This window comes from Citrobacter sp. Cpo142, assembly GCF_030332425.1.
Classification (GTDB): Bacteria; Pseudomonadota; Gammaproteobacteria; order Enterobacterales; family Enterobacteriaceae; genus Citrobacter; species Citrobacter portucalensis.
Genome location: NZ_JAOWHW010000113.1, coordinates 214,512 through 237,540 on the forward strand (window position 1 = coordinate 214,512; position 23,029 = coordinate 237,540).

Annotated in this window: 20 protein-coding genes, 2 tRNA genes and 1 pseudogene; 11 read left to right on the forward strand and 12 right to left on the reverse strand. The window is 52.5% G+C overall.

Features of this window, described 5'->3' with window-relative positions:
* Positions 1-29: 29 nt before the first annotated feature.
* Positions 30-1,268, reverse strand: coding sequence for an alanine transaminase (alaC, locus tag OGY18_RS10810; protein ID WP_008785386.1), 1,239 nt, complete (start codon positions 1,266-1,268; stop codon positions 30-32).
* A 388-nt stretch (positions 1,269-1,656) separates the two neighbouring features.
* Between alaC and OGY18_RS10815 the strand changes: the two genes are divergently transcribed.
* The 4 genes from OGY18_RS10815 to OGY18_RS10830 all read left to right on the forward strand — a co-directional run bounded on the left by OGY18_RS10815 (position 1,657) and on the right by OGY18_RS10830 (position 5,272).
* Positions 1,657-3,354, forward strand: a complete 1,698-nt coding sequence (locus tag OGY18_RS10815; protein WP_126317618.1) for a sensor histidine kinase — start codon at positions 1,657-1,659, stop codon at positions 3,352-3,354.
* Positions 3,355-3,368: 14 nt separating this feature from the next.
* The gene (locus tag OGY18_RS10820) at positions 3,369-4,103 is read left to right on the forward strand and encodes a LytR/AlgR family response regulator transcription factor (protein ID WP_003834866.1); all 735 of its coding nucleotides are present in this window, start codon (positions 3,369-3,371) and stop codon (positions 4,101-4,103) included.
* 15 nt (positions 4,104-4,118) lie between these two features.
* The gene (locus OGY18_RS10825; RefSeq protein ID WP_149385260.1) at positions 4,119-4,982 is read left to right on the forward strand and encodes an AraC family transcriptional regulator; all 864 of its coding nucleotides are present in this window, start codon (positions 4,119-4,121) and stop codon (positions 4,980-4,982) included.
* 101 nt (positions 4,983-5,083) lie between these two features.
* Positions 5,084-5,272: a hypothetical protein gene (locus OGY18_RS10830; protein WP_286552974.1), complete on the forward strand. Its 189-nt coding sequence runs from the start codon at positions 5,084-5,086 to the stop codon at positions 5,270-5,272.
* A gap of 77 nt (positions 5,273-5,349) precedes the next feature.
* Here the strand turns inward: OGY18_RS10830 and ptsP are convergent, their stop codons facing one another.
* The 6 genes from ptsP to glk form a co-directional block, all read right to left on the reverse strand.
* Entirely contained in the window at positions 5,350-7,845 is a 2,496-nt protein-coding gene (gene ptsP, locus OGY18_RS10835) for a phosphoenolpyruvate--protein phosphotransferase (protein WP_191236123.1), read from the reverse strand.
* 23 nt (positions 7,846-7,868) lie between these two features.
* Positions 7,869-8,909: an aminopeptidase gene (gene ypdE, locus OGY18_RS10840; protein ID WP_149385258.1), complete on the reverse strand. Its 1,041-nt coding sequence runs from the start codon at positions 8,907-8,909 to the stop codon at positions 7,869-7,871.
* Positions 8,909-9,994: an aminopeptidase gene (ypdF, locus tag OGY18_RS10845; protein WP_149385257.1), complete on the reverse strand. Its 1,086-nt coding sequence runs from the start codon at positions 9,992-9,994 to the stop codon at positions 8,909-8,911. Before ypdF ends, ypdE begins: the two co-directional genes overlap by 1 nt.
* A 17-nt stretch (positions 9,995-10,011) precedes the next feature.
* Positions 10,012-11,259 (reverse strand): PTS fructose transporter subunit IIC, encoded by a 1,248-nt coding sequence (locus tag OGY18_RS10850; protein WP_079939122.1) that lies wholly within the window; start codon positions 11,257-11,259, stop codon positions 10,012-10,014.
* 20 nt (positions 11,260-11,279) lie between these two features.
* Positions 11,280-11,606, reverse strand: a complete 327-nt coding sequence (locus OGY18_RS10855; RefSeq protein ID WP_003028254.1) for a PTS fructose transporter subunit IIB — start codon at positions 11,604-11,606, stop codon at positions 11,280-11,282.
* Positions 11,607-11,797: 191 nt separating this feature from the next.
* A complete protein-coding gene (gene glk, locus OGY18_RS10860) occupies positions 11,798-12,763 on the reverse strand; it encodes a glucokinase (protein WP_003028256.1) in 966 nt (321 codons plus the stop codon).
* Between the two features lie 204 nt (positions 12,764-12,967).
* Here glk and OGY18_RS10865 point away from each other — a divergent pair, with 204 nt between their 5' ends.
* Entirely contained in the window at positions 12,968-14,203 is a 1,236-nt protein-coding gene (locus OGY18_RS10865; RefSeq protein ID WP_286552976.1) for an ion channel protein, read from the forward strand.
* Here OGY18_RS10865 and OGY18_RS10870 read toward each other — a convergent pair whose 3' ends face one another.
* Positions 14,204-15,856, reverse strand: a complete 1,653-nt coding sequence (locus OGY18_RS10870) for an alpha-keto acid decarboxylase family protein (protein ID WP_286552978.1) — start codon at positions 15,854-15,856, stop codon at positions 14,204-14,206. It abuts the gene before it with no gap.
* 182 nt (positions 15,857-16,038) lie between these two features.
* Between OGY18_RS10870 and mgrA the strand changes: the two genes are divergently transcribed.
* Both mgrA and ypeC read left to right on the forward strand, forming a co-directional pair.
* Positions 16,039-17,028, forward strand: coding sequence for an L-glyceraldehyde 3-phosphate reductase (mgrA, locus tag OGY18_RS10875; RefSeq protein WP_003834887.1), 990 nt, complete (start codon positions 16,039-16,041; stop codon positions 17,026-17,028).
* A 137-nt stretch (positions 17,029-17,165) separates the two neighbouring features.
* Positions 17,166-17,492: a DUF2502 domain-containing protein YpeC gene (gene ypeC, locus OGY18_RS10880; protein ID WP_003834889.1), complete on the forward strand. Its 327-nt coding sequence runs from the start codon at positions 17,166-17,168 to the stop codon at positions 17,490-17,492.
* Between the two features lie 32 nt (positions 17,493-17,524).
* Here ypeC and OGY18_RS10885 read toward each other — a convergent pair whose 3' ends face one another.
* Both OGY18_RS10885 and OGY18_RS27530 read right to left on the reverse strand, forming a co-directional pair.
* The gene (locus tag OGY18_RS10885; protein ID WP_003834891.1) at positions 17,525-18,763 is read right to left on the reverse strand and encodes an Nramp family divalent metal transporter; all 1,239 of its coding nucleotides are present in this window, start codon (positions 18,761-18,763) and stop codon (positions 17,525-17,527) included.
* A complete protein-coding gene (locus OGY18_RS27530) occupies positions 18,760-18,834 on the reverse strand; it encodes a hypothetical protein (RefSeq protein ID WP_418219455.1) in 75 nt (24 codons plus the stop codon). The genes OGY18_RS10885 and OGY18_RS27530 overlap by 4 nt, the downstream gene beginning before the upstream one ends.
* 273 nt (positions 18,835-19,107) lie before the next feature.
* Between OGY18_RS27530 and nupC the strand changes: the two genes are divergently transcribed.
* A complete protein-coding gene (gene nupC, locus OGY18_RS10890; protein ID WP_003834893.1) occupies positions 19,108-20,310 on the forward strand; it encodes a nucleoside permease NupC in 1,203 nt (400 codons plus the stop codon).
* Between the two features lie 90 nt (positions 20,311-20,400).
* Positions 20,401-21,656 (forward strand): annotated as a pseudogene (locus OGY18_RS10895) (IS3 family transposase).
* A gap of 147 nt (positions 21,657-21,803) precedes the next feature.
* On the opposite strand, the gene OGY18_RS10900 reads toward OGY18_RS10895, so the two are convergent.
* Positions 21,804-21,879 (reverse strand) — tRNA-Ala (locus OGY18_RS10900).
* 42 nt (positions 21,880-21,921) lie between these two features.
* Positions 21,922-21,997 (reverse strand) — tRNA-Ala (locus OGY18_RS10905).
* A 221-nt stretch (positions 21,998-22,218) separates the two neighbouring features.
* Here OGY18_RS10905 and OGY18_RS10910 point away from each other — a divergent pair.
* Together OGY18_RS10910 and OGY18_RS10915 are read left to right on the forward strand one after the other, a co-directional pair.
* Entirely contained in the window at positions 22,219-22,581 is a 363-nt protein-coding gene (locus tag OGY18_RS10910) for a YfeC-like transcriptional regulator (protein ID WP_003028277.1), read from the forward strand.
* Position 22,582: 1 nt separating this feature from the next.
* Positions 22,583-22,975: a MerR family transcriptional regulator gene (locus tag OGY18_RS10915; protein WP_148361680.1), complete on the forward strand. Its 393-nt coding sequence runs from the start codon at positions 22,583-22,585 to the stop codon at positions 22,973-22,975.
* Positions 22,976-23,029: the final 54 nt, after the last annotated feature.

Genomic DNA, 23,029 nt, shown 5'->3' on the forward strand with positions numbered 1-23,029 from the left:
CTCCTGTTTGCATTTTGGGGGAATATTCGTCAGTCGGTACTTTCAGAAGTCGATTTTGCACTGGTCGGTAACAAGCCATCTGCACGGAACATTGCTTTGATGCCGCGAATAGCCTGGCGGGTACGGTCACGGTTTTCAATCAACGCAAAACGCACATGCGTATCACCATAATCACCAAACCCAATCCCTGGCGAAACGCATACCTTCGCTTCGTTCAGCAGCTTCTTGGCAAACTCAAGTGACCCCATCCCGGCGTATTGCTCTGGAATTTTCGCCCAAACGTACATCGAGGCTTTTGGCATCTCGACCATCCAGCCAGCTTCATGCAGCCCTTTGACCAGTACATCACGACGACGTTTATATTGCTCAGCGATATCCCGCACGCACTGCTGATCGCCTTCCAGCGCGGCGATGGCCGCAACCTGCAGTGGCGTAAAGGTCCCGTAATCGTGATAGCTCTTAATTCGCGCCAGCGCGTTCACCAGCGTTTTGTTGCCCACCATAAACCCGATACGCCATCCCGCCATGTTGTAGCTTTTCGACAGGGTGAAAAATTCAACTGCGACGTCGCGAGCGCCTGGTACCTGCATAATCGATGGCGCTTTCCAGCCGTCATAAACAATATCAGCGTAGGCCAGGTCGTGAACCACCAGCACGTCATAGCGTTTAGCCAGGGCCACCACTTTCTCAAAAAATTCCAGCTCAACGCACTGCGCGGTCGGGTTGGAAGGGAAACCTAAGATCATCATCTTCGGCTTCGGGTAACTTTCGCGTATTGCGCGTTCCAGCTCATTAAAGAAGTCGACACCTTCAACCAGCGGCACTGAACGCACCTGCGCGCCAGCGATCACCGCGCCATAGATATGGATGGGATAACTTGGGTTAGGCACGAGGACCGTATCACCGTGATCGAGCGTTGCCAGCATCAGGTGCGCAAGTCCCTCTTTGGAACCGATGGTCACAATGGCTTCGGATTCAGGATCGATCTCAACGTCATAGCGTTCCTGGTACCAGCGGGAAATCGCCCGACGCAAACGTGGAATGCCGCGAGAGGTGGAATAACCATGAGTATCCGGGCGCTGCGCCACGGTACACAGTTTTTCAACAATGTGAGGAGGCGTGGCCCCATCCGGGTTCCCCATGCTGAAGTCGATAATATCTTCGCCGCGCCGACGCGCAGCCATCTTCAGTTCAGCGGTGATGTTAAAAACGTACGGGGGAAGGCGATCAATACGCGTAAAGCGACGTTCAGGGCGGGAGTCAGCCATAATATCCTCAGATTAACGTTAGCGCCCGGACCGTCCGAGCGACGCTGCCACGATGGTGGCACGTTTAGAAAATAGCCTGAATAATTTCCTTCTGTCGAGAGGCAACACAAAATATTTTTTCCTGACAAAAAAAGAGGAACAGCATAGTAAAATGAGGAAATATTCATTTTCACAATCCGCTTAAAATTACCATCATTTAACATTTTGTTGTTAAATACATTACCTTGAATGCGGCGCTGACAGGACAGGTATTGTAAATACAACAATCATGCAACAATCCCCTTTTAATATTATGGTTTTTCCCCATTAGCTCTGAGCTGCGGGGATGCTGGTCATCCTGCCTCAGGTTACCTATCATAGTGGTTTAACCCTTGCGCAAGAGTCACCCGTGCACGAAATATTCAATATGCTGCTGGCGGTATTTGACCGGGCAGCACTGATGCTGTTCTGTCTGTTTTTCCTGATTCGTATCCGCCTGTTTCGCGAACTGTTGCACAAGTCAGCCCACTCCCCAAAAGAGCTGCTCGCCGTTACCGCGATTTTCTCCATGTTTGCCCTGTTCAGTACCTGGTCAGGCGTACCGGTAGAAGGTTCTCTGGTCAACGTGCGTATTATCGCGGTTATGTCAGGAGGGATCCTGTTCGGTCCGTGGGTTGGCATTATTACGGGGCTGATCGCAGGCACCCACCGTTACCTGATCGATATTGGCGGCGTAACTGCCCTGCCCTGCTTTATTACCAGCATTCTGGCTGGCTGCATTGCCGGGTGGATCAACCGTAAGATCCCCAAAGCGCAGCACTGGCGCGCAGGTATTTTAGGCGGAATGCTGTGCGAATCACTGACCATGATCCTCGTTGTCGCCTGGGCGCCCACCACCGACCTGGGGCTGGATATTGTCTCAAAAATCGGTATCCCGATGATCCTCGGCAGCGTCTGTATTGGCTTTATCGTGATGCTGGTACAAAGCGTTGAAGGTGAGAAAGAAGCCAGCGCTGCAAAACAGGCCAAGCTGGCGCTGGATATCGCCAACAAAACGCTACCGCTCTTTCGTCAGGTCAACAGCGAGTCGTTACGTCAGGTGTGCGAAATTATTCGCCACGATATCCACGCTGACGCGGTTGCCATCACCAATACTCAGCACGTTCTGGCCTATGTTGGCGTTGGAGAGATCAACTACCGCGATAACGATGACTTCGTCAGCCCCACCACGCAGGAAGCCATAAATCACGGTAAAATTATCATAAAAAACAATGATGAAGCGCATCGCACCCCGGAAATTCACTCCATGCTGGTGATCCCGCTTTGGGAGAAAGGCGTCGTGACCGGCACGCTGAAGATCTACTACTGTCACGCTCATCAAATCACTTCCTCGTTACAGGAAATGGCGATCGGTCTGTCGCAAATCATCTCCACCCAGCTTGAAGTCTCCCGCGCAGAGCAACTACGAGAAATGGCAAATAAGGCAGAGCTACGCGCGCTGCAAAGCAAAATAAATCCCCATTTTCTGTTTAACGCTCTGAACGCGATTTCATCGTCGGTGCGGCTTAACCCGGACACCGCACGTCAGCTCATTTTTAATTTGTCGCGCTATCTTCGCTATAATATTGAATTAAAAGACGATGAGCAGATCGACATCAAGAAAGAGCTGTATCAAATCAAGGATTACATCACCATCGAACAGGCCCGCTTTGGCGACAAGCTGACCGTTATTTATGATATCGACGAAGAAGTAAGCTGTTTTATCCCCAGCTTGTTGATTCAGCCGTTGGTAGAGAACGCTATCGTCCATGGGATCCAGCCCTGCAAAGGAAAAGGCGTGGTCACTATCAGCGTTGCGGAGTGCGGTAACCGGGTACGGATTGCCGTACGGGATACGGGTCATGGTATCGATCCAAAAGTGATTGAACGGGTCGAATCCAATGAAATGCCGGGTAATAAAATTGGTCTGTTGAATGTGCACCATCGCGTTAAGCTGCTCTACGGTGAGGGATTACATATCCGCCGTCTGGAGCCAGGCACTGAGATTGCCTTTTATGTGCCTAATCAGCACTCGCCCGCTGCCGCACCGGCCACATTATTGCTTTAACCAGGAGTGAAGTCGTGAAAGTCATCATTGTTGAAGATGAATTCCTGGCCCAACAGGAACTGAGCTGGCTGATAAAAGAGCATAGCCAGATGGAGATTGTCGGCACGTTTGACGATGGTCTGGACGTGCTGAAATACCTCCAGCACAACCGCGTTGACGCCATTTTTCTGGATATCAATATTCCCTCGCTGGACGGCGTATTGCTGGCACAAAATATCAGCCAGTTCGCGCATAAACCTTTTATTGTGTTTATTACCGCGTGGAAAGAGCACGCCGTCGAAGCCTTCGAACTGGAAGCTTTTGACTACATTCTGAAGCCGTACCAGGAATCACGCATTGTCAGCATGCTGCAAAAGCTGGAAGCCGCCTGGCAGCAACAGCAAACGGGAACGTCCCCTGTAAGTCCGGTAGCCCGCGAAAACGATACGATCAACCTGATCAAAGATGAGCGGATCATCGTGACCCCAATCAACGACATCTACTACGCTGAAGCGCATGAAAAGATGACGTTCGTCTATACGCGACGAGAATCATACGTCATGCCGATGAACATCAGCGAATTTTGCAGCAAACTACCGGCTTCGCATTTCTTCCGCTGCCACCGCTCGTTCTGCGTAAATCTGAATAAAATCCGCGAGATCGAGCCCTGGTTTAACAACACTTATATTCTGCGTTTAAAGGATCTGGAATTTGAAATCCCGGTTAGTCGGAGTAAAGTGAAAGAGTTCAGACAGTTAATGCATTTATAGCGCAGAGAAAGAACGATGAAAGAGCCAGGCCTACCCGCAGACCAACAGTTTTTCGCCGATCTGTTCAGCGGCCTGGTGTTAAACCCGCAGCGCCTGGGGCGCGTGTGGTTCGCAACCCAGCGAACCACTCTACCGACCGGTAGTTTATGTATTGACCTCCCGCGCCTCGATATCGTGCTACGTGGGGAATACAGCAACCGGCTGGAAAAACAGCAGCATAGTCTGGCGGAAGGCGACATGCTGTTTATCCCGGCGAAAGCGGCGAATCTGCCCGGCAGCGATAAACCCGTGATGCTACTAAGCCTGGTGTTTTCCCCGGCATGGCTGGGACTCTCTTTTTACGATAACCGAACCGCATCGCTGTTACGTCCAGTTCGCCGTATTGAGCTACCGCATCCGCAACGTGGCGAAGGCGAGGCGATGCTCACTGCATTAACCCATTTAAGCCGCTCTCCTCAGGCCCAGGATATTATTCAGCCGCTGGTGCTTAGCCTGCTGCATCTGTGTCGTAGTGTGGTCAATACCCGCCCTGACGCAGAGCGTCCGCGCGCTGAATTTCTCTATCACAGTATGTGTAATTGGGTACAGGATAACTATGCTCAACCACTGACCCGGGAAAGCGTGGCGCTTTTTTTTAATATCACACCCAATCACCTGTCAAAAGTGTTTGCCCAGCACGGTACCATGGGGTTCGTCGAGTATCTGCGGTGGGTCAGAATGGCGAAGGCACGCATCATCTTACAGAAATACCATCTGTCGATTAGCGAAGTCGCACAACGGTGTGGATATCAGGACAGTGATTATTTCTGCCGCCTGTTCCGACGTCAGTTTGGCCTGACGCCCGGAGAGTACGGCGCACGCTTTCAGTCGGCGCGTTAAATGAGACAACACCAACGCTGTTAGTCATATCCGTTTGCCTCGTTGTAAAATAGCGGCCTTTAGCCAAATCCTACTGGCTTACTCGATAAAGTGAATATGCGATGAAAAACAGACGTGCACTCTCCGTGATGTGTTTTCAAATGCTGGAATCAGGTGCGGATCGTCAGACCGTGAAAAGAGCCCTCACCTCCCGCCGAGTTAAAGGTCGTCATGCGGTGGTTCTGCTCTGCAAGCAAGAGATGAAACTGTTAAGAGCCGGGAAACTGCCGGGGCACAACACGCCGCATTGATGATTTCACTTTCCGGTAGCGTTTACCCAGCCTGCAACCACAACGCCACAGGCTGGATAGCGTTCTTTCAGTGAAGCTTAAAATGTCAGTTCCGCCTCCAGCAGCGCCAGAATGCTCTCGGCATCTTCAGCGGCAAACAACGACTGGCGGAACTGCTTGTTCACCAGCTTACGCGCCAGCTGCGAGAAGACCTTCACGTGGTTAATGCCTTCATCGGCACCCAGCGTCAGCATGATCACCAGTTCCACCTCGCCCATCTCAGACTGCCAGTCAACGGGCTGAGCAAGCCGGGCAATGCTGATGCTGGAATGGCGGATCCACTGGGATTTCGTGTGAGGGATTGCCACCCCAAAACCGACGGCGGTGGTAACTATCTCTTCGCGCTGCCAGACATCCTCTTCCAGCTCAAACGGATGTTCAGTGCGTCCGTTTACCCCAAGATTGCCGCACAGAAACTGGAGCACCTGCTCTTTGTTGCTCAGAGATTCACCAACAAAGATATTCTCCAGCGCCAGCAGCGGACGCACATCTTTTTGCGGTGCAAACTGATTCAGCAGATCTTCAATCTCCTGAGCGCTACGGCACTCGCAGGCCTGCATAGCGAGTTCGCGGCATGCCTGGCTGTTCAGTTGACGAAGCTGACTTTTTACCGCCGGAATGCGTGGACTGCTCATACTCAGCTCATCGAGTCCTAAACCCAGCAGCAACGGTAAATAGCGTCCTTCGCCGCCCAGTTCTCCGCAAATACCCACCCATTTACCACGTTCGTGCGCCACGTGAACAATCTGCTGCAACATACGCAGGAACGACGGCGTAATCGGGTTGTACAGCGGCGAAACGCGTGGATTATTGCGATCGACGGCGTACAGGTACTGGGTCATGTCATTTGAACCAATACTGAAGAAATCCACCTCATCGCAGAAATGGTCGATGATGTAACACACCGAAGGGACTTCAACCATAATCCCCAATGAGATTGTCGGGGCATGACGTAAACCGTCTGCTTTCAGCGCCACCAGCGCTTTTTGCAGTTCGCTTTTTACCCACAAAATCTGGTCAAGGCTGTGCACCATCGGGATCATCAGCTGTGCGTTACCGAAGGTCGCCGCGCGTAGGATGGCACGCAGTTGGGTACGAAACAGTCCGGCAAACTCCGGATAAATCCGCACCGCACGGTAGCCGAGAAACGGATTATCTTCCTGCGGAATATTGAGATAGCGGATATTCTTATCACCACCGATATCCATGGTGCGAAAGATAACCGGCTTGTCGCCTGCGGCCAATAAAACCTGCTGGTAGGCTTCAAACTGTTCCTGCTCGTCAGGAGCACTGTCGCGGTCCATAAACAGCATTTCAGTACGAAACAGCCCAATCCCTTCCGCACCATTGGCAAATGCACCCGGCGCTTCGAGCGCGGTGCCGATATTCGCCGCAACATCAATACGCTGATTATCTTTGGTCAACGCGGGCTGGGCGGCATCAAGCGCCTGCCGCCGCTGGCATTCATCGGCCAGCTTCTGCGCAATCGCGTAATAGCCGCGAACCGCATCGTCCGGATTGATGGCCAGTACTCCACAACGGGCATCCAGTACCGCAGGCTGCCCTGCATAGCGGCTAATAGCCTCCAGCGGCAAGCCACTAAGCACCGGAATAGCGGATGCGCGAGCGAGAATCAGGGTATGCGAGGTACGCCCTGTTTTCTCCAGGATCATGCCAGACAGATGCTGCAAATCGAGGCTTAAAAACTGGCTGGGCGTCAAATCCTCAGCGACCAGAATCGTCGGCTTATTCAGCACCAGCGCATTGCGCGGACGTCTTTCAGGCCAGGTGATGTGCAGCAGCTGTTCGCTGATATCACGGATGTCGCTGACACGCTCGCGCAGATAATCGCTACCGGAGGCCGACAGCTTATCGCACACCTGTTCCATATTGGCGACGATTGCGGCCCCTAGCCCCAGATGCTGCTCCAGCATTAAGCGGCGAATATTCCCGGCAAACTCGTCGTCCTGAATCAGAGACAGATGCGCGCTGAGGATGGTTTTACTCTCGCCGTCACGCTCGCGCAGCTGTTGATTGAGCTGTTCGGCAAGCGTCGCCAGACTGTGTTCCAGCCGGGTGTTGTCTTCCGCACTCGCTGCAATGGCGCGATAGCTTTCCAGATTATCGCTCTGCCAAAGCGTGAGCGTACCTGCCCCCACGCCCCCTGCCAGCATGGTGCCATAAAGAAGGTCTGGATTGAGGCGAATCAGCGAACGCGGCAACGGATGCGCCGCCAGTTCCTCCGGAGTCGGTTGAACGCTATCGCTGTCAATAAACCGGTGCTGGAGATACTCCTCCAGCACTCGCCGAGCCTGTTCTTCATCGTGACCGGTGATGGTTAAGCTACAGCTGTCGTTAAACAGCGTCCCGGTGCCAATCAGCGCCAACGAGCTTTTCGCATCCGCCCTCGCATTCTGGCGATGGTTAATAAATATCACCTCACTTTGCCACTGGCTGCACTGCTCTTTCAGCTCCCACGCCGGACGTGCATGCAGACCATTGGGTAACGGGCAAAGAAATTGAATCGTTAGCATAACAACTCCTGATTAGCGCGAAATCAGCACCTGAAATCCGTCAGATGAGCCACGGTTTCGCACGTAAGATGTGAAATAAGAGCCGACAACAACTGCTGGGTCTGAATGATGTCACGACAGTCTGCAATCGATGCCGCGCAGTGCCCATGCCGTGTGGCGGGCCCCATGACAAACGTTGGGATCCCCGTGCCGCTTACGTGCACAGCTCCACCGTCGGTGCCGCCGTTACTGAACATGTCGAGCTGCAAGGAAATCCCCACATCGGCGGCCACGCTTTCAACCCACGCCGTCAGCTTTGGTGGTGCAATCAGCGATTTATCGCTTAACACCAGCATTGGGCCTTTACCAGTCTGCCGATGGTTGGCCGCACCATAATCAAAGTTTTTGGCCCAACAGGCGGTATCCAGCACGATTGCCACATCCGGTGCGACTGCACGTGCTGCTGTTTGTCCTCCGCGCAGTCCTACTTCTTCACTGGAACTGGCCACCAGCCAGACCTCACAAGGGGGAGTTGAGTCATGCCATTCGCGCAGTAGCGCCACCAGCAAATAACATCCAAGTCGGTCATCAAAGGCTTTGCCCATAACTTGCTGATGCGGCAAAACCTGAAAAGTTGTATCAAAGGTGACGCGATCGCCAGGGCGTATACCGGCCTGAAGTACCTCGTCGTAAGATCGCGCGCCAATGTCTACCCGCAGGGCACTGACCTCATTACCGCTGCGCTCTCCATCAAGCAGACCGGGAATTTTGCTCTCTTCACGGGTGGTAATCCGCACCGGCTGCAATTGTCTGGCCGCCATACGCACATTTCCCACCGGCAATACATCGATAGCTCCTTCGCTGGAAATGCTGCGCACGATAAATCCCACTTCATCCATATGCGCGCAGATCATCACCTTCGGACCGGTTGATTCATTCAGACGGATCAGCACCGACCCCAGGCCATCAAAGCGCACCTCTTTATGCAAACGATCCGCCTCTTCAAGCAGGATCTGACGCACTTCTTGTTCTGAAGAAGCGATCGCATCCGCCTCGCTCAGCGCTTTCAGTAGCGATAAGTCCATTACGCCTCTCCCGTGTGTAACAATGTTTTCGCCATGGTGTAGAGCACCTCTCCGCCATCTGGCGTAACCAGCACCACATCCTCAATACGTACTCCTCCCTGCCCCGGCAGATAAATACCCGGCTCAACGGTGAGTAGCATGCCAGCCGCCAGAGTCGTTGTGTCATTAGGGGAAAAACGTGGGTTTTCATGCACCTCAATGCCAATAGCGTGTCCGGTATTGTGGCCAAACGCGTCGCCATAGCCCGCCTGCGTAATAACCCGCCTGGCTGCGGCATCCACCTCATTGCAACGCGCGCCTGGTCGAATTGCCGCCACCGCGGCACGCTGCGCCGCCAGGACAATCTGATACACGGCAAACAGCGCGCTTTCTTCCGCTGGCAGGTTGGCGTCGGGGATGCGAAAGGTTCGCGTCATATCCGAACAATAGCCCTGATACTGTGCGCCAAAATCCAGCGTAATGAACTCACCCGCCTCAACACGTTTATCGCTGGCTTTGCCGTGTGGCAGAGCACCGCGCCAGCCGCTGGCGACAATGGTGTCAAAAGAGGCTTTATCTGCGCCGAGCGTGCGCATAAACCACTCCAGTTCAGCGGCAATTTCGCGCTCACTGAGACCAGGTTGAATAAAGCGGCGTATATGTTCAGCACTAAGGTCGGCGATCCGGCAGGCTTCGCGGATGCAAGCTATCTCCTGCGCCGTTTTCACCTGCCGGAGTACGTCCGGCACGGCGCTCACTAATCGGGCGCACAGTTTGCCCGACCACGCGTTTGCCGTTTCCCAGCTTACCTGCTCACCTTCGAATCCCACCGTCTGCAGCTTTTCGTTCGCAATGATGTGATTAACCTGCGAATACAGCGTCTGTGTTCCATCGAGTAGATGGATCTGATAGCCCTGAGTACACGTGGCGACATCGGTGTAGTAACGGGCATCGACCAGGATGTGCGCACTTTCGTGGCTGATAAACACAAACCCTGAACTGCTGGAGATCCCCATATGTGGCTGTTTGTTCTGCCGCGATGACAGCAGCATCGCATCAAGATGTTGCGCTGTTAACCAGTCGCGCAGCGAGGCAAGTAAGCTCATGGTCACAATCCTTTTAATCAGAGACTTTCAATCAGCAATTTGCCTTTGCGATACATCATGTTGCGCAGGAACACCACCATCAGCGCCGTAATCACCGCGCCTAACAGGATCCCCGCCATATAGACGCCGAGGTTAGTTACCAGCGGCCACGCCCAGATAGCCGATTCCGGGAACCACTGCACCGCCCCCAACCAGACGGCAGCCGTCGATCCAACAATGGCACCAACCATGTAGGAAGGAATTGCCGTGATGGGACTTTCCAGCGCAAATGGGATCGCCCCTTCACTGATGCCCATAAACGCGAGGAACATCGCCGTTTTTCCCTGCGGGTAGAGCTGTGCGCTGAACAGACGTTTGCCGGTTAAGCGACGATCAATAAGCGTGGCCAGCCCAAGACCAATCGGAGGAATGACAATCGCAATAGAACGCGCGGTTACCGGTAGAACATGATCGGTGGTAAAGCTGAAGGCGACAAAACCTGCTGCTTTATTTATTGGGCCACCAAGGTCAATCGCCGTTGCCGCGGAAATACCCATCGCATACATCAGCGTGCCTTTCTCGCCAGCCGCCGTCAGCAGAGTACGGATCCCGCCGTTGATCCAGCCGCCAAACGGTGTGATCACGTAGTACATCGCCAGCATGACGAATATCGCGGAAAGAATGGGCAGTAAAAAAGTGGTTTTGAACGCCAGCAGGAAATCAGGCAGCTGGATTTTTTGGTTCATCCACTTCACCAGATACCCGGCGACAATCGAGATAATCAGCGCGCCAATAAAGGTTGACGGTACGGGAGCACTGGTTGCCCATTGCAGCGTCGCGGGGTCAAAATTCAGCATCTGCGTGGGCTGAGTAGACATTAGCCCGCCGATGAACCCCGCCGGAAATGCCAACTTGCCGCCGATAGAGTTAGCGACAAACGCGGCAAACATCGGGATAGCAAAGCCAAACAGCACGCCGCCAAAAGATTGCGACAGCCAGGCAAACTTCAGCAATGAGAGATTAAAACCAGTAAATTTTCCGCTGTTCAGCGCATCCATGATGCCTGTGTCAGCAGGAATATCGAGCCAGCTATAGGCGATCAGTTGCGAGAAGGCGAGAATGACCCCGCCCATAATTAACGTCGGCACCATGCGTGAAATACCCGACATCACATGTTGCGGAAGTTCGCCCCAGAAGCTATTGCGGGAGGCCGGTGGATTTTTTATTGCCGCTGCCGCACCAGATGCGCCAGGCACAACGGTTGCACTGCGTTTTTTAATGGCCATACGTAATTCCCTGTCGATGATTATTGTTGTTCAGCGGCAACCATCTCTTCGATCTCTTTAATGATGCCGGCCGCATTTTTTATCGCGTCCTGTAACGTAATTTCATAGACGTCACGCGACTCAAAACGCTCGTTATCTTCTGGAGTAACAGCAACAGAGTGGATGATTAACGTCGCCTCAGCGATATCCTGCGCCGTCAGACGATTTTGAATTCCGTCCGCGCCCTGAGTTTCAATTTTCACTTCATAACCCGCTTCAACCGCCGCTTCTTCCAGCGCCTGAGCCGCCATAAAGGTATGGGCCAGGCCCATTGGACACGCGCAGACGGCAATCAGTTTTTTGCTCATAATCATTTCCTCGTAATAGTTAACGAGTGAAATTATGGTCCGAGGAAAGTAACAACCGTTATCAGACAAATAATGCTTTTACTGGACAATTAATCCCGTCATTCGGAAATGTGACGAAGGTCGGAAAGGTAGGCGGTAGGCATAAAAAAACCGCGTAATTTACGCGGTTTTGCAGGTTTCTGATTGATGAATTAAAGAATATGGCCTAACGTCTGACGTAAATGCGCACCAGCGCCAAGTAGTCCAGGATTATCGTGCACGATCAGATACACCGGAATATCCTGCACATAGGCTTTAAAACGGCCTTTATCTTCAAAACCACCACGGAAGCCCGACGCTTTAAAAAAGTCGAGGAAGCGCGGCACGATACCCCCGGCGATGTACACGCCACCAAACGTGCCCAGCGTTAACGCCAGGTCGCCACCAAAACGTCCCATGATGACGCAGAACAGCGACAGCGCACGACGACAGTCGATGCAGGAATCTTCCAGCGCCCGTGCGGTGATGTCCTTCGGCTGCAGATTTTCCGGCAGGCGTCCGTCAGATTTGACGATGGCGCGATACAGATTCACCAGCCCCGGACCAGACAGCACGCGCTCAGCGGAAACATGACCTATTTCCGCGCGCAGAACCTCAAGGATAATTCCCTCTTCCTCGCTGTTAGGCGCAAAATCCACGTGGCCGCCTTCACCAGGGAGACTTACCCAGCGTTTATCCACGTGCACCAGATGCGCCACGCCGAGCCCGGTTCCTGCGCCATAAACCGCAATAGGTTTACCTTCAACAGGTTCCGCGCCACCAAACTGGATTAAATGCTCTTTTTTCAGCATCGGGATCGCCATCGACACAGCGGTGAAATCATTGATGATTTCCAGATGGCTGAAGCCCAGATTTTTTTTCATCTCAGCAATAGAGAACGCCCAGGTATGGTTGGTCATTGCCACCCAGTCGCCGGTTATCGGACAGGCAATGGCAATACAACCATCTTCAACGCTAACGCTATGCTCATCCAGGTACACGCGCACCACCGCCTCCAGACTTGGATAATCCAACCCGGAATAGGTTTTTGCCTGCGAAATCTCGCCACTGGCAATATCGCACAGAGCAAGACGCGCGTTGGTGCCGCCAACATCCCCTACTAAAGCATATTTTGTCATTCTTCCACTGCTCCGCTAAAGTCAGAATAAATCTTTGCCACACTGTAAATTCATGGGGACATAACAACAACGGTCTGAAGGCTGATGCCCGTGGAAAATCGATCCAGATCACACAATTACTTTATCGTTTCAGCACCATTTGCAGCGATGTCGTCAGGCAGGCTGTGCAAACTATGTCTATGACTCTGTTTTAAGGAATAGAAAATGCTCCATCCGCGAGCCAGAACGATGCTCTTGCTATCAACCCCAGCGCTAATCATTGGCATAGCGTCCAGCCTGGTGTTGATCGTTGTGATGAAAGTGGCTTCCGTTTTACAGCAGTTTTTGTGGGAACGTCTGCCTGTTAGCATCGGTATAGCCCAGGACTCTCCGGTCTGGATTATCGGTATGCTGACGCTCACGGGGATCATGGTCGGGTTAGTTATCCTCTACAGTCATGGCCACGCAGGTCCGGATCCGGCCTGTGAACCGTTAATTGGCATGCCGGTGCCAACATCAGCAATACCGGGCCTGCTGGCAGCGCTAATCCTTGGCCTCGCGGGTGGCGTCAGTCTGGGTCCGGAACACCCCATCATGACCGTAAATATCGCTCTGGCAGTAGCACTTGGTAGCCGCATGTTTCCCCGTATTGCGAAACTGGACTGGACCATTCTCGCCTCTGCCGGCACCATCGGCGCACTATTTGGTACCCCCGTTGCCGCCGCGCTGATATTTTCGCAAACGCTGAATAGCTCAAACGATGTGCCCTTGTGGGATCGCCTGTTTGCGCCGTTAATGGCCGCCGCCGCGGGTTCGCTAACCACCAGCCTGTTTTTTCACCCCCATTTTTCACTGCCCATCGCGCACTACACGCAGATGCACTTGACGGATATCCTCAGCGGCGCGGTTGTTGCTGCCATCGCCATTGCCGCTGGAATGGTGGCCGTCTGGTGTCTGCCGCGTTTGCACCATTTAATGCATCGATTAAAACACCCGGTGCTGATCCTCGGGGCAGGCGGTTTTATCCTTGGCATTTTGGGTGTTATTGGCGGGCCGCTTACCTTGTTTAAGGGACTGGACGAAATGCAGCAAATGGCGTTTAGCCAAACGCTGGGGACATCAGATTATTTCATGCTCGCCGTCATTAAGCTGGCGGCATTAGTGGTTGCAGCCGCGAGTGGTTTTCGCGGCGGACGAATCTTCCCGGCAGTATTCGTTGGCGTCGCGCTTGGCTTAATGTTGCACGCCCATGTTGAAGCGGTGCCGGCTGCCATCACGGTTTCTTGCTCTATTCTCGGGCTGGTGCTGGTCGTCACTCGCGACGCCTGGCTGAGCCTGTTTATGGCAGCAGTGGTGGTACCAGATTCCACCCTGCTGCCGCTGCTGTGCATCGTCATGCTGCCCGCCTGGCTGCTGCTGGCGGGCAAACCGATGATGGTCGCTGAGCGCCCTGATAAATAGCTATCCGCCGTTGCGAGATTCCAGCGCACGGGTCACCGTGCGCAATAATTCAGGAAGGTCGGCTTTCGGTAGCACCACCTCGATTAACGACAGTCGTTGCGGTTGGGACAGCCGGGCCAGCACTTCTTCCAGCTGTACCGCCTGCTTCACCCGCCAGCATTCCGCCTGACATTCACGACTAAACGCCTGCGGCACCGACGTCCAGCTCCAGGCGGCGATGTCGTTATAGCGCTGATTTGCCCCGTGTATGGCCCGCTCCACGGTATAACCGTCATTGTTGAGCAGTAAAATAACCGGCGATTGCCCGTCTCTGAGCATCGATCCCAGCTCCTGAATGGTGAGCTGCGCCGCGCCATCGCCAATAATCAGGATCACCCGACGGTCCGGACAGGCCGTTTGCGCGCCGAATGCCGCCGGGAGCGCGTAGCCGATAGATCCCCACAACGGTTGAACCAGCACTTCCGCCCCGCAAGGTAGCGAGAGCGCAGCCGCGCCAAAGGCGGCGGTTCCCTGATCGACGAGGATAATGTCATCAGGCTTCAGAAACTGCTGCACCGTGTGCCAGAAGTTTTCCTGCGTTAGTGGGCCTTTCTCAACCTGAACACGCCCAATTGGCGGACGTTCTGGCGGCAGAGAAAACGACATTTCCAGGCACAGCTCACGTAATGTGGTGACCGCCTGCTCCATCGGGATGTTAAACCAGTGGGATCCAATTCGTGACGCATGGGGCTGAACGTCAATGGTGCGATCCTGCGGTAGCTGTTGTGTAAACCCAGCTGTCAGGGTGTCGACAAATTGTGTGCCGACACACATTATCGTATCGGCATCTTCTATCGCCTGACGAACATAATCGCTACTGGCTCCGGCGCTGTATGTGCCAACAAACGCCGGATGACGCTCATCGAACAGCCCTTTGCCCATCAATAACGTAGCATGGGCCATCGGCGTTTCCGCCATCCAGCGCTGCAAGACCGGCTGCAGGCCAAAACGCAGCGCGAGAAAATCTGCCAGCAGCGCTACGCGCGGGCTATCCAGCAATCGTTCACGGGCATGGTAGCGAAACGCCTCTGCCACGCTACTTTCCGGCTCGCTCAGAGGAACAATCAGGATGTCATTCGGTGGTGTGGCGGGCTGTTTTGCCACATCAGCAGGTAGCATCAGATAGCCCGGTCTGCGCTCGGTAAGCATCATTCGCAACACACGGTCAATTTCATAGCAGGCATTTTGTTCATCCAGTATCGCGCTGGCCGTCGTTACCGCCTGCTGCATGCGGTAAAAATGCTGAAAGTCACCGTCGCCAAGGGTGTGATGCATCAACTCCCCGCGACGCTGAGCGCCGTGACAGGGTGCGCCAACAATATGTAAAACAGGAACATATTCCGCATAGCTTCCCGCGATACCGTTAATCGCGCTTAACTCCCCCACACCAAACGTGGTGAGCAGCGCCCCTACCCCGGATACCCGGGCATAGCCATCTGCCGCATAAGCCGCATTCAATTCATTCGCACACCCGACCCAACGTACGTTGGGATGTTCAATCACGTGGTCAAGAAACTGCAAATTATAATCGCCCGGCACACCAAAGAGATGGCCGACGCCACAGCCTGCCAGCCTGTCGAGCAGATAATCAGCAACGGAATACGGGGTTTGCATGACAGCTATCCTTCTGACGGTAACCTCATGTTGAGTATCGAAGAACTGTGATGACTGTCCAGGAAAGTCGCTGTGAAGGGGTGGAAAGCAGGATTTACAGTTTTGGTGGTTAAAATTCATTGAAGAATCGGCGGTGTAACCGTATACACTGGAAGACACACGCATTGTGGAAGGGGGGTGACATGGTTTATCACGCAGATGAAAATCGTTATCAGACAATGGAGTACCGCCGCTGCGGTCAAAGCGGCCTTAAACTCCCGATTGTCTCACTGGGTTTGTGGCACAATTTTGGCGATACCACGCAGGTCGAGAACAGTCGCGCATTGTTACAGCGCGCATTCGATCTGGGGATTAACCATTTTGATCTGGCAAATAACTATGGTCCACCGCCGGGTTCGGCAGAACGGAATTTTGGTCGGATCCTGCAGGAAGATTTTTTACCGTGGCGAGATGAGCTTATTATCTCCACTAAAGCGGGCTACACCATGTGGGAAGGTCCCTACGGTGACTGGGGTTCACGCAAATATCTGATTGCCAGTCTCGATCAAAGCCTGAAGCGTCTGGGGCTGGAGTATGTCGATATCTTCTACCACCATCGCCCCGACCCTGAAACGCCGCTCAAAGAAACCATGCGCGCGCTGGATCACATCGTCCGTCAGGGCAAAGCGCTGTACGTCGGACTGTCTAACTATCCCGCGGATCTTGCCAGGCAGGCGATTGAAATACTCGACGATTTAGGCACGCCATGCCTTATTCACCAGCCCAAATATTCCATGTTTGAACGTTGGGTCGAAGGTGGCTTGCTGTCGCTATTACAGGAAAAAGGTGTCGGCAGTATCGCCTTCTCACCGCTGGCTGGCGGACAGTTAACCGACCGCTATCTGAACGGCATTCCTGCGGATTCTCGTGCGGCAAGCACCAGTCGCTTTCTGAATCCGGACCAGATCACTCCACAAAAACTGGAAAAAGTGCGGGCGCTGAATGTGCTGGCAGAACGACGCGGGCAAAAGCTTTCCCAGATGGCGCTGGCATGGGTGTTACGGGATGACAAAGTCACGTCAGTGCTGATTGGCGCGAGTAAAACGGCGCAGATTGAAGACGCTGTCGGCATGCTGGCAAACCGTCACTTTACGTCTGAAGAGTGCGCGGAGATTGATGCTATCCTGAGTTGATTGAAATAAAGACACATTTATTAACAAAAAGTGCTCTCACTTGCGATTTAAGAGTTAAGGCGATGAAACGGGGCTTTACTGCCCCGTAATATTACGTTAACAGGCCGGCTACGGCTCGATCGTGAAGGAGAGAAAACATGTTCAGGTCACTGATTCTGGCGGCAGTCTTATTGGCTTTTACACCGCTGGCCGCGAACGCTGGCGAAATCACCCTGCTGCCATCAATAAAATTACAAATTGGCGATCGCGATAACTACGGTAACTACTGGGATGGCGGCCGCTGGCGCGACCGGGATTACTGGCACCATAACTATGAGTGGCGAAAAAATCGCTGGTGGCGTCATGACAACGGCTACCATCGTGGCTGGGACAAACGCAAAGCTTATGAGCGCGGTTATCGTGAAGGCTGGAACGATCGTGACGACCATCGCGGTCGCGGGCGTGGCCACAAACATCATCATTAATGTAACAAAAGGGCCAACAGGCCCTTTTGTTTTTACAAACCGAGTGCGGTTCCTACCAACAGCCAGATATTGAGCGCCACCACCAGCACAACAATCACCCAGCCTACCTGTTTCACCCATCGGGTATTCACCAAATCGCCCATCAGCTGACTGTTGCTGGTGAAGATCAACAGCGGCACCAGCGCCAGTGCAATACCAAAACTGAGCAACACCTGGCTCATCACCAGAATACGCGTCGGATCCAGTCCCATCAAAATCACAATAAATGATGGCATCATGGTGACGGTACGGCGTACCCATAGCGGAATGTGAAAGCGGATAAACCCTTGCATCACCACCTGCCCGGCCAACGTACCGACCACGGTAGAAGAAAGTCCCGCAGCCACCAGGCTTAAACCGAATACCGTCGCCGCAGCGTGACTCAACAGCGGTTCAAGTGTCAGATATGCTTGATCGAGATCGGCAATACCGGTATGCCCACTAAAATGAAATGCAGCGGCAGCCGTCGCCATCATCGCCAGATTGACAAATCCAGCAATCGTCATGGCGATTGCCACATCCCATTTCGTGGCCGCATAGCGCTGTTGACGTGTTCCGCCGTGCAGATGCTGAGTTAAGGAAGAGTGCAGATAAATGACGTGTGGCATGATAGTCGCGCCGAGCACGCCAGCAGCCAGGAACACCGCTTCGGAATTAGGCAGGCTCGGGATAACCATTCCCTTGCTAAGTTGCGCGAAGTTCGGCTGGGAAAAGATCAGTTCCACAATGTAAGCCGCAGCCACAAACAGCAGCAAGCCGCCAATCACTTTTTCCAGCGGTTTTTGCCCACGGCGCTGTAACATCAGAATCAAAAAAGTCGCGATACCGGTGAGCACGGCCCCCTGCAATAACGACACGCCGAGGATCAATTTGAAACCAATCGCGGCACCAATGAATTCAGCAAGGTCTGTCGCCATGGCGATAATTTCGGCCTGCACCCAGTAGAACCACACCACCGGACGAGGATAGTGATCGCGAATTTGCTCCGCCAGGTTTTTACCCGTGGCAATACCCAGCTTTGCCGACAGCACCTGGATCAGCATCGCCATCAGGTTTGCCCAGACCACCACCCACAACAGTTTATAGCCAAAGCTGGCCCCTGCCTGGATGTTGGTGGCGAAGTTGCCCGGATCGATGTAGCCGATCGCCGCGATGAACGCAGGTCCCATTAATGCGAGCTTCAACTTGCGCGCTGCCCGTCCACTGCTACTCTCAACGCGATCGTTAGTCATTTTAGTGCCTCAGAAACATAGCCTTTGCTATGTTTCAAGCTACGCCTATTGAGAATGATTATCAAATTCATTTTGATGGATGAAGTTGATTTCTCTGATAGCGTTTGTCTATGGATCGATAAGGATTCTGGAAATACTGGTGAGATGTTTAATTATTGTTATGAGATTAGCACAATGACATAACTTTTCACTTCCATACTAAACATAACAGAAGTGTATCACCGATCACTAATTTTGAATCTCGTCACAGGTCCTTATTATAGTGTGTGTTTGATCTCGTTTTCTTTATGGTTGTTACATAGAATGTGCACGAAAACTAAACCTGCCTCATATTTGGAGCAAATATGGACCGCGTTCTTCATTTCGTCCTGGCCCTTGCCGTGGTTGCGGTACTCGCACTGCTGGTAAGCAGTGACCGTAAAAAAATCCGCATTCGTTATGTTATTCAATTGCTTGTTATTGAAGTGTTACTGGCATGGTTCTTCCTGAACTCTGATGTCGGTCTGGGCTTCGTGAGAGGCTTCTCCGAGATGTTTGAAAAACTCCTCGGATTCGCTAATGAAGGGACAAACTTTGTCTTCGGCAGCATGAACGACAAAGGCCTGGCATTCTTCTTCCTGAAAGTGCTGTGCCCAATCGTCTTCATTTCCGCTCTTATCGGTATTTTGCAGCATATCCGCGTTCTGCCGGTTATCATCCGCGCGATTGGTTTCCTGTTATCCAAAGTGAACGGTATGGGCAAGCTGGAATCCTTCAACGCCGTCAGCTCCCTGATCCTGGGTCAGTCCGAGAACTTTATCGCCTATAAAGATATTCTCGGCAAAATGTCTCGCAACCGTATGTACACCATGGCTGCAACGGCGATGTCGACCGTTTCCATGTCTATCGTCGGCGCGTACATGACCATGCTGGAGCCGAAGTACGTGGTTGCAGCGCTGGTTCTGAACATGTTCAGCACCTTTATCGTGCTGTCGCTGATCAACCCGTACACCGTTGATGCCAGCGAAGAAAACATCCAGATGTCTAACCTGCACGAAGGCCAGAGCTTCTTCGAAATGCTGGGTGAATACATCCTGGCAGGTTTCAAAGTGGCAATTATCGTTGCAGCTATGCTGATTGGTTTCATCGCGCTGATCGCAGCCCTGAACGCCCTGTTCGCCACCGTGACCGGCTGGTTTGGCTACAGCATCTCCTTCCAGGGCATCCTGGGCTACATCTTCTACCCTGTTGCATGGGTAATGGGTGTGCCGTCCAGCGAAGCGCTGCAGGTGGGCAGTATCATGGCAACCAAACTGGTTTCCAACGAATTCGTTGCGATGATGGATCTGCAGAAAATTGCCGCCACGCTCTCTCCGCGTGCAGAAGGTATCCTGTCCGTGTTCCTGGTCTCCTTCGCTAACTTCTCTTCCATCGGTATTATCGCCGGTGCGATTAAAGGTCTGAACGAAGAGCAAGGTAACGTGGTTTCCCGCTTCGGTCTGAAGCTGGTGTACGGCTCTACGCTGGTGAGCGTACTGTCTGCATCTATCGCCGCACTGGTGCTGTAAGCGTAAGACAACGTCGTATTGATAAGACCGGGGAGATTCTGAACTGCACCCAAAAAGTTGGACACCCAACGAAGTAAGGTGCAGTTTTTTATGAGCAAGTATTCTCTCAGCTTCAAGCTTGAGGTTGTGCAGCACTACCTTTCCGGGCTGGAAGGACAGGAGGCGACTGCAAAACGTTTTGGTATCGATCACAGTGCCGTTCGTAAATGGTCTGCTGCCTGGAAGCTCCATGGCGAAGCCGGGCTTACAACCCGGCATTTCACCTATTCTCCTGCTTTTAAAGAGTCCGTTATCCTGCATATGCGTGAACACCAGCTGTCTGTTCGCGAAGTCTGTGCAAAATTCACTATCCCTGCCTTTTCCACTGTTAGTCAGTGGGAACGACTGTATGATGAAGGGGGATTAGAAGCCCTTACAGACAGTCGACGCAGGAAAAAAACGATGCCAGAACGCCCTGAGAATCACCCCGTCCCTCCTTTGCAGACCCCTCTTGCTCCGGATGAACGTGAGGAACTTGAACAACTGCGTGCTGAAGTGGCATATCTAAAAAAGCTGCAGGGCTGGCAAGAAGCTCGTTCTACTGGCAACTGGCCAACGGTAAAAAACCAGACAAATATGCCGATGATAAGCAGCATATTTTAACGCTGTTCCATAAACATAAAGGACGGTATGGATACAGGCGAATCACGCTGGCTGGCCGCCGGAAAGGAAGCTTACTGAACCATAAAACGGTTCAGAGGTTAATGAAGGTGTTAGATTTAACCTGTTGTATCAGAAGGAAGAAATATAACTCTTACAAAGGCCGGCATGGGAAAGTTGCGGGTAATGTACTGAACCGGCAGTTCAGTGTGGATAAACCCAACCAGAAGTGGGTAACATATGTCACGGAATTTAAAATAAGCGGAGAAAAGCTGTATCTGTCCCCGGTTCTGGATCTGTATAACGGAGAAATAGTAGCGTATCAGATGGAGTCCCGTCCTCTTCTGTCGATGGTGGATAACATGCTGTCGAAGGCTATATCTGTACTGGGCAAAAACGAATACCCGCTGCTCCACTCAGATCAGGGCTGGCAATATCAGATGGCGCATTATCAGAACCGGCTAAAGGAGGCGGGTCTAAAACAGAGCATGTCAAGAAAGGGAAACTGTCATGACAATGCAGTGATGGAGAGCTTCTTCGGCACACTGAAATCTGTGTGTTTTTACCTCACGGAACACAAGAATATCAGCGAGTTGCGCATGGCTATCGATGACTACATCCACTATTACAACCATGAAAGAATAAAACAGAAACTGAAAGGCCTGAGTCCGGTAGAGTACCGAACCCAGGCCCAGATAACCGCTTAAAATAAACTGTCCAACATTATGGGGTCAGTTCAATTCTTCTCCCCGGTTTTTTTATGCCTGCTATTCAGCAAACCGAAGAGATACAGGATAAGAACAGGTAGGAAACAGAAACAAAAAACCCCCGCTTTTCAGCGAGGGTTTAAATTTTGGTGGAGCTAAGCGGGATCGAACCGCTGACCTCTTGCATGCCATGCAAGCGCTCTCCCAGCTGAGCTATAGCCCCACGATGCTATTACGTACGTACCAAATTTATTGGGATTAAATTTGGTGGAGCTAAGCGGGATCGAACCGCTGACCTCTTGCATGCCATGCAAGCGCTCTCCCAGCTGAGCTATAGCCCCATTACGTAAAGCTTGTCGAGTTGACGGGCGGCATCATATGAATTCCCTTCGCGTGTGTCAACGGCAAAATTAACTCATAGAATTCAATCGCTGAAAAAGCAGTCAAATGAAGAACATTGCGTAACAACTCGCATTCAGTAGTTAAACGCGTCACGGTTTCTACTAAAATGGTGCTATAAAATGAGCCACTAATTAACCCCACGACTATTCAGGGAATCGTTATGTTCAAGGAACGGATGACGCCAGAAGAACTTGCTAATCTGACCGGATACAGCCGACAGACCATCAATAAATGGGTGCGCAAGGAGGGTTGGGCTACATCACCAAAACCAGGCGTACAGGGCGGTAAAGCGCGTCTGGTTCACGTCACCGAACAAGTTCGTGAATACATTCGCAGTGCTGAGCGTTCAGCCGAAGGTTTATCAGATAATTTATCGTTATCCGGCGATACCTCTATCGAAGCTCTACTGATTAGGCTCGCCAAAGAGATGACTCCGTCAGAACAAAAAATGTTTACGTCACTGATCCTGCGTGAAGGCATTACGGGTTTGTTACAACGCTTAGGAATCCGCGACAACAAATAATATGAAAAAATTACGCAGCAAAATGACGACCGAAGAACTGGCGGACTGTCTCGGGGTTGCCAAACAAACCGTCAATCGTTGGATCAGAGAACAAAACTGGACCACCGAAAAGTTTCCCGGCGTTAAAGGGGGTCGTGCAAGGCTGATTCACATCGACTCCAGCGTCCGCACGTTTCTGCTCAATATTCCGGCTTTTCGCAAAGTCCCTGACATTTATCAGGCTGAGGAACCGCTGGCAGAATACAACCACGTGGTGCGTAGCCACGCCTGTCGCCAGATAATTAGCGCACTGGACAACATGTCCCCAACGGAACAAGAAAAGCTGGCTATGTATATTTCGCGCGAAGGTATTCGCACTTTCCTTACCCGTCTGGGTATTGATGAGTCTGAATAACAGGCAAAAAAAACGGCAGGATGCGCTCCTGCCGTTGTTTCATCGCTCAACCGA

Excerpts from the sequence above, each read along its gene's own strand:
- OGY18_RS10915 (WP_148361680.1), top strand. The coding sequence starts at position 22,583 with ATGAAAAAATTACGCAGCAAAATGACGACCGAAGAACTGGCGGACTGT.
- glk (WP_003028256.1), bottom strand. The coding sequence starts at position 12,763 with ATGACAAAATATGCTTTAGTAGGGGATGTTGGCGGCACCAACGCGCGT.
- mgrA (WP_003834887.1), top strand. The coding sequence starts at position 16,039 with ATGGTTTATCACGCAGATGAAAATCGTTATCAGACAATGGAGTACCGC.
- OGY18_RS10855 (WP_003028254.1), bottom strand. The coding sequence starts at position 11,606 with ATGAGCAAAAAACTGATTGCCGTCTGCGCGTGTCCAATGGGCCTGGCC.
- nupC (WP_003834893.1), top strand. The coding sequence starts at position 19,108 with ATGGACCGCGTTCTTCATTTCGTCCTGGCCCTTGCCGTGGTTGCGGTA.
- ptsP (WP_191236123.1), bottom strand. The coding sequence starts at position 7,845 with ATGCTAACGATTCAATTTCTTTGCCCGTTACCCAATGGTCTGCATGCA.
- ypeC (WP_003834889.1), top strand. The coding sequence starts at position 17,166 with ATGTTCAGGTCACTGATTCTGGCGGCAGTCTTATTGGCTTTTACACCG.
- OGY18_RS10885 (WP_003834891.1), bottom strand. The coding sequence starts at position 18,763 with ATGACTAACGATCGCGTTGAGAGTAGCAGTGGACGGGCAGCGCGCAAG.
- alaC (WP_008785386.1), bottom strand. The coding sequence starts at position 1,268 with ATGGCTGACTCCCGCCCTGAACGTCGCTTTACGCGTATTGATCGCCTT.
- OGY18_RS10865 (WP_286552976.1), top strand. The coding sequence starts at position 12,968 with ATGCTCCATCCGCGAGCCAGAACGATGCTCTTGCTATCAACCCCAGCG.
- ypdE (WP_149385258.1), bottom strand. The coding sequence starts at position 8,909 with ATGGACTTATCGCTACTGAAAGCGCTGAGCGAGGCGGATGCGATCGCT.
- ypdF (WP_149385257.1), bottom strand. The coding sequence starts at position 9,994 with ATGAGCTTACTTGCCTCGCTGCGCGACTGGTTAACAGCGCAACATCTT.
- OGY18_RS10870 (WP_286552978.1), bottom strand. The coding sequence starts at position 15,856 with ATGCAAACCCCGTATTCCGTTGCTGATTATCTGCTCGACAGGCTGGCA.
- OGY18_RS10910 (WP_003028277.1), top strand. The coding sequence starts at position 22,219 with ATGTTCAAGGAACGGATGACGCCAGAAGAACTTGCTAATCTGACCGGA.
- OGY18_RS10850 (WP_079939122.1), bottom strand. The coding sequence starts at position 11,259 with ATGGCCATTAAAAAACGCAGTGCAACCGTTGTGCCTGGCGCATCTGGT.
- OGY18_RS10830 (WP_286552974.1), top strand. The coding sequence starts at position 5,084 with ATGAAAAACAGACGTGCACTCTCCGTGATGTGTTTTCAAATGCTGGAA.
- OGY18_RS10825 (WP_149385260.1), top strand. The coding sequence starts at position 4,119 with ATGAAAGAGCCAGGCCTACCCGCAGACCAACAGTTTTTCGCCGATCTG.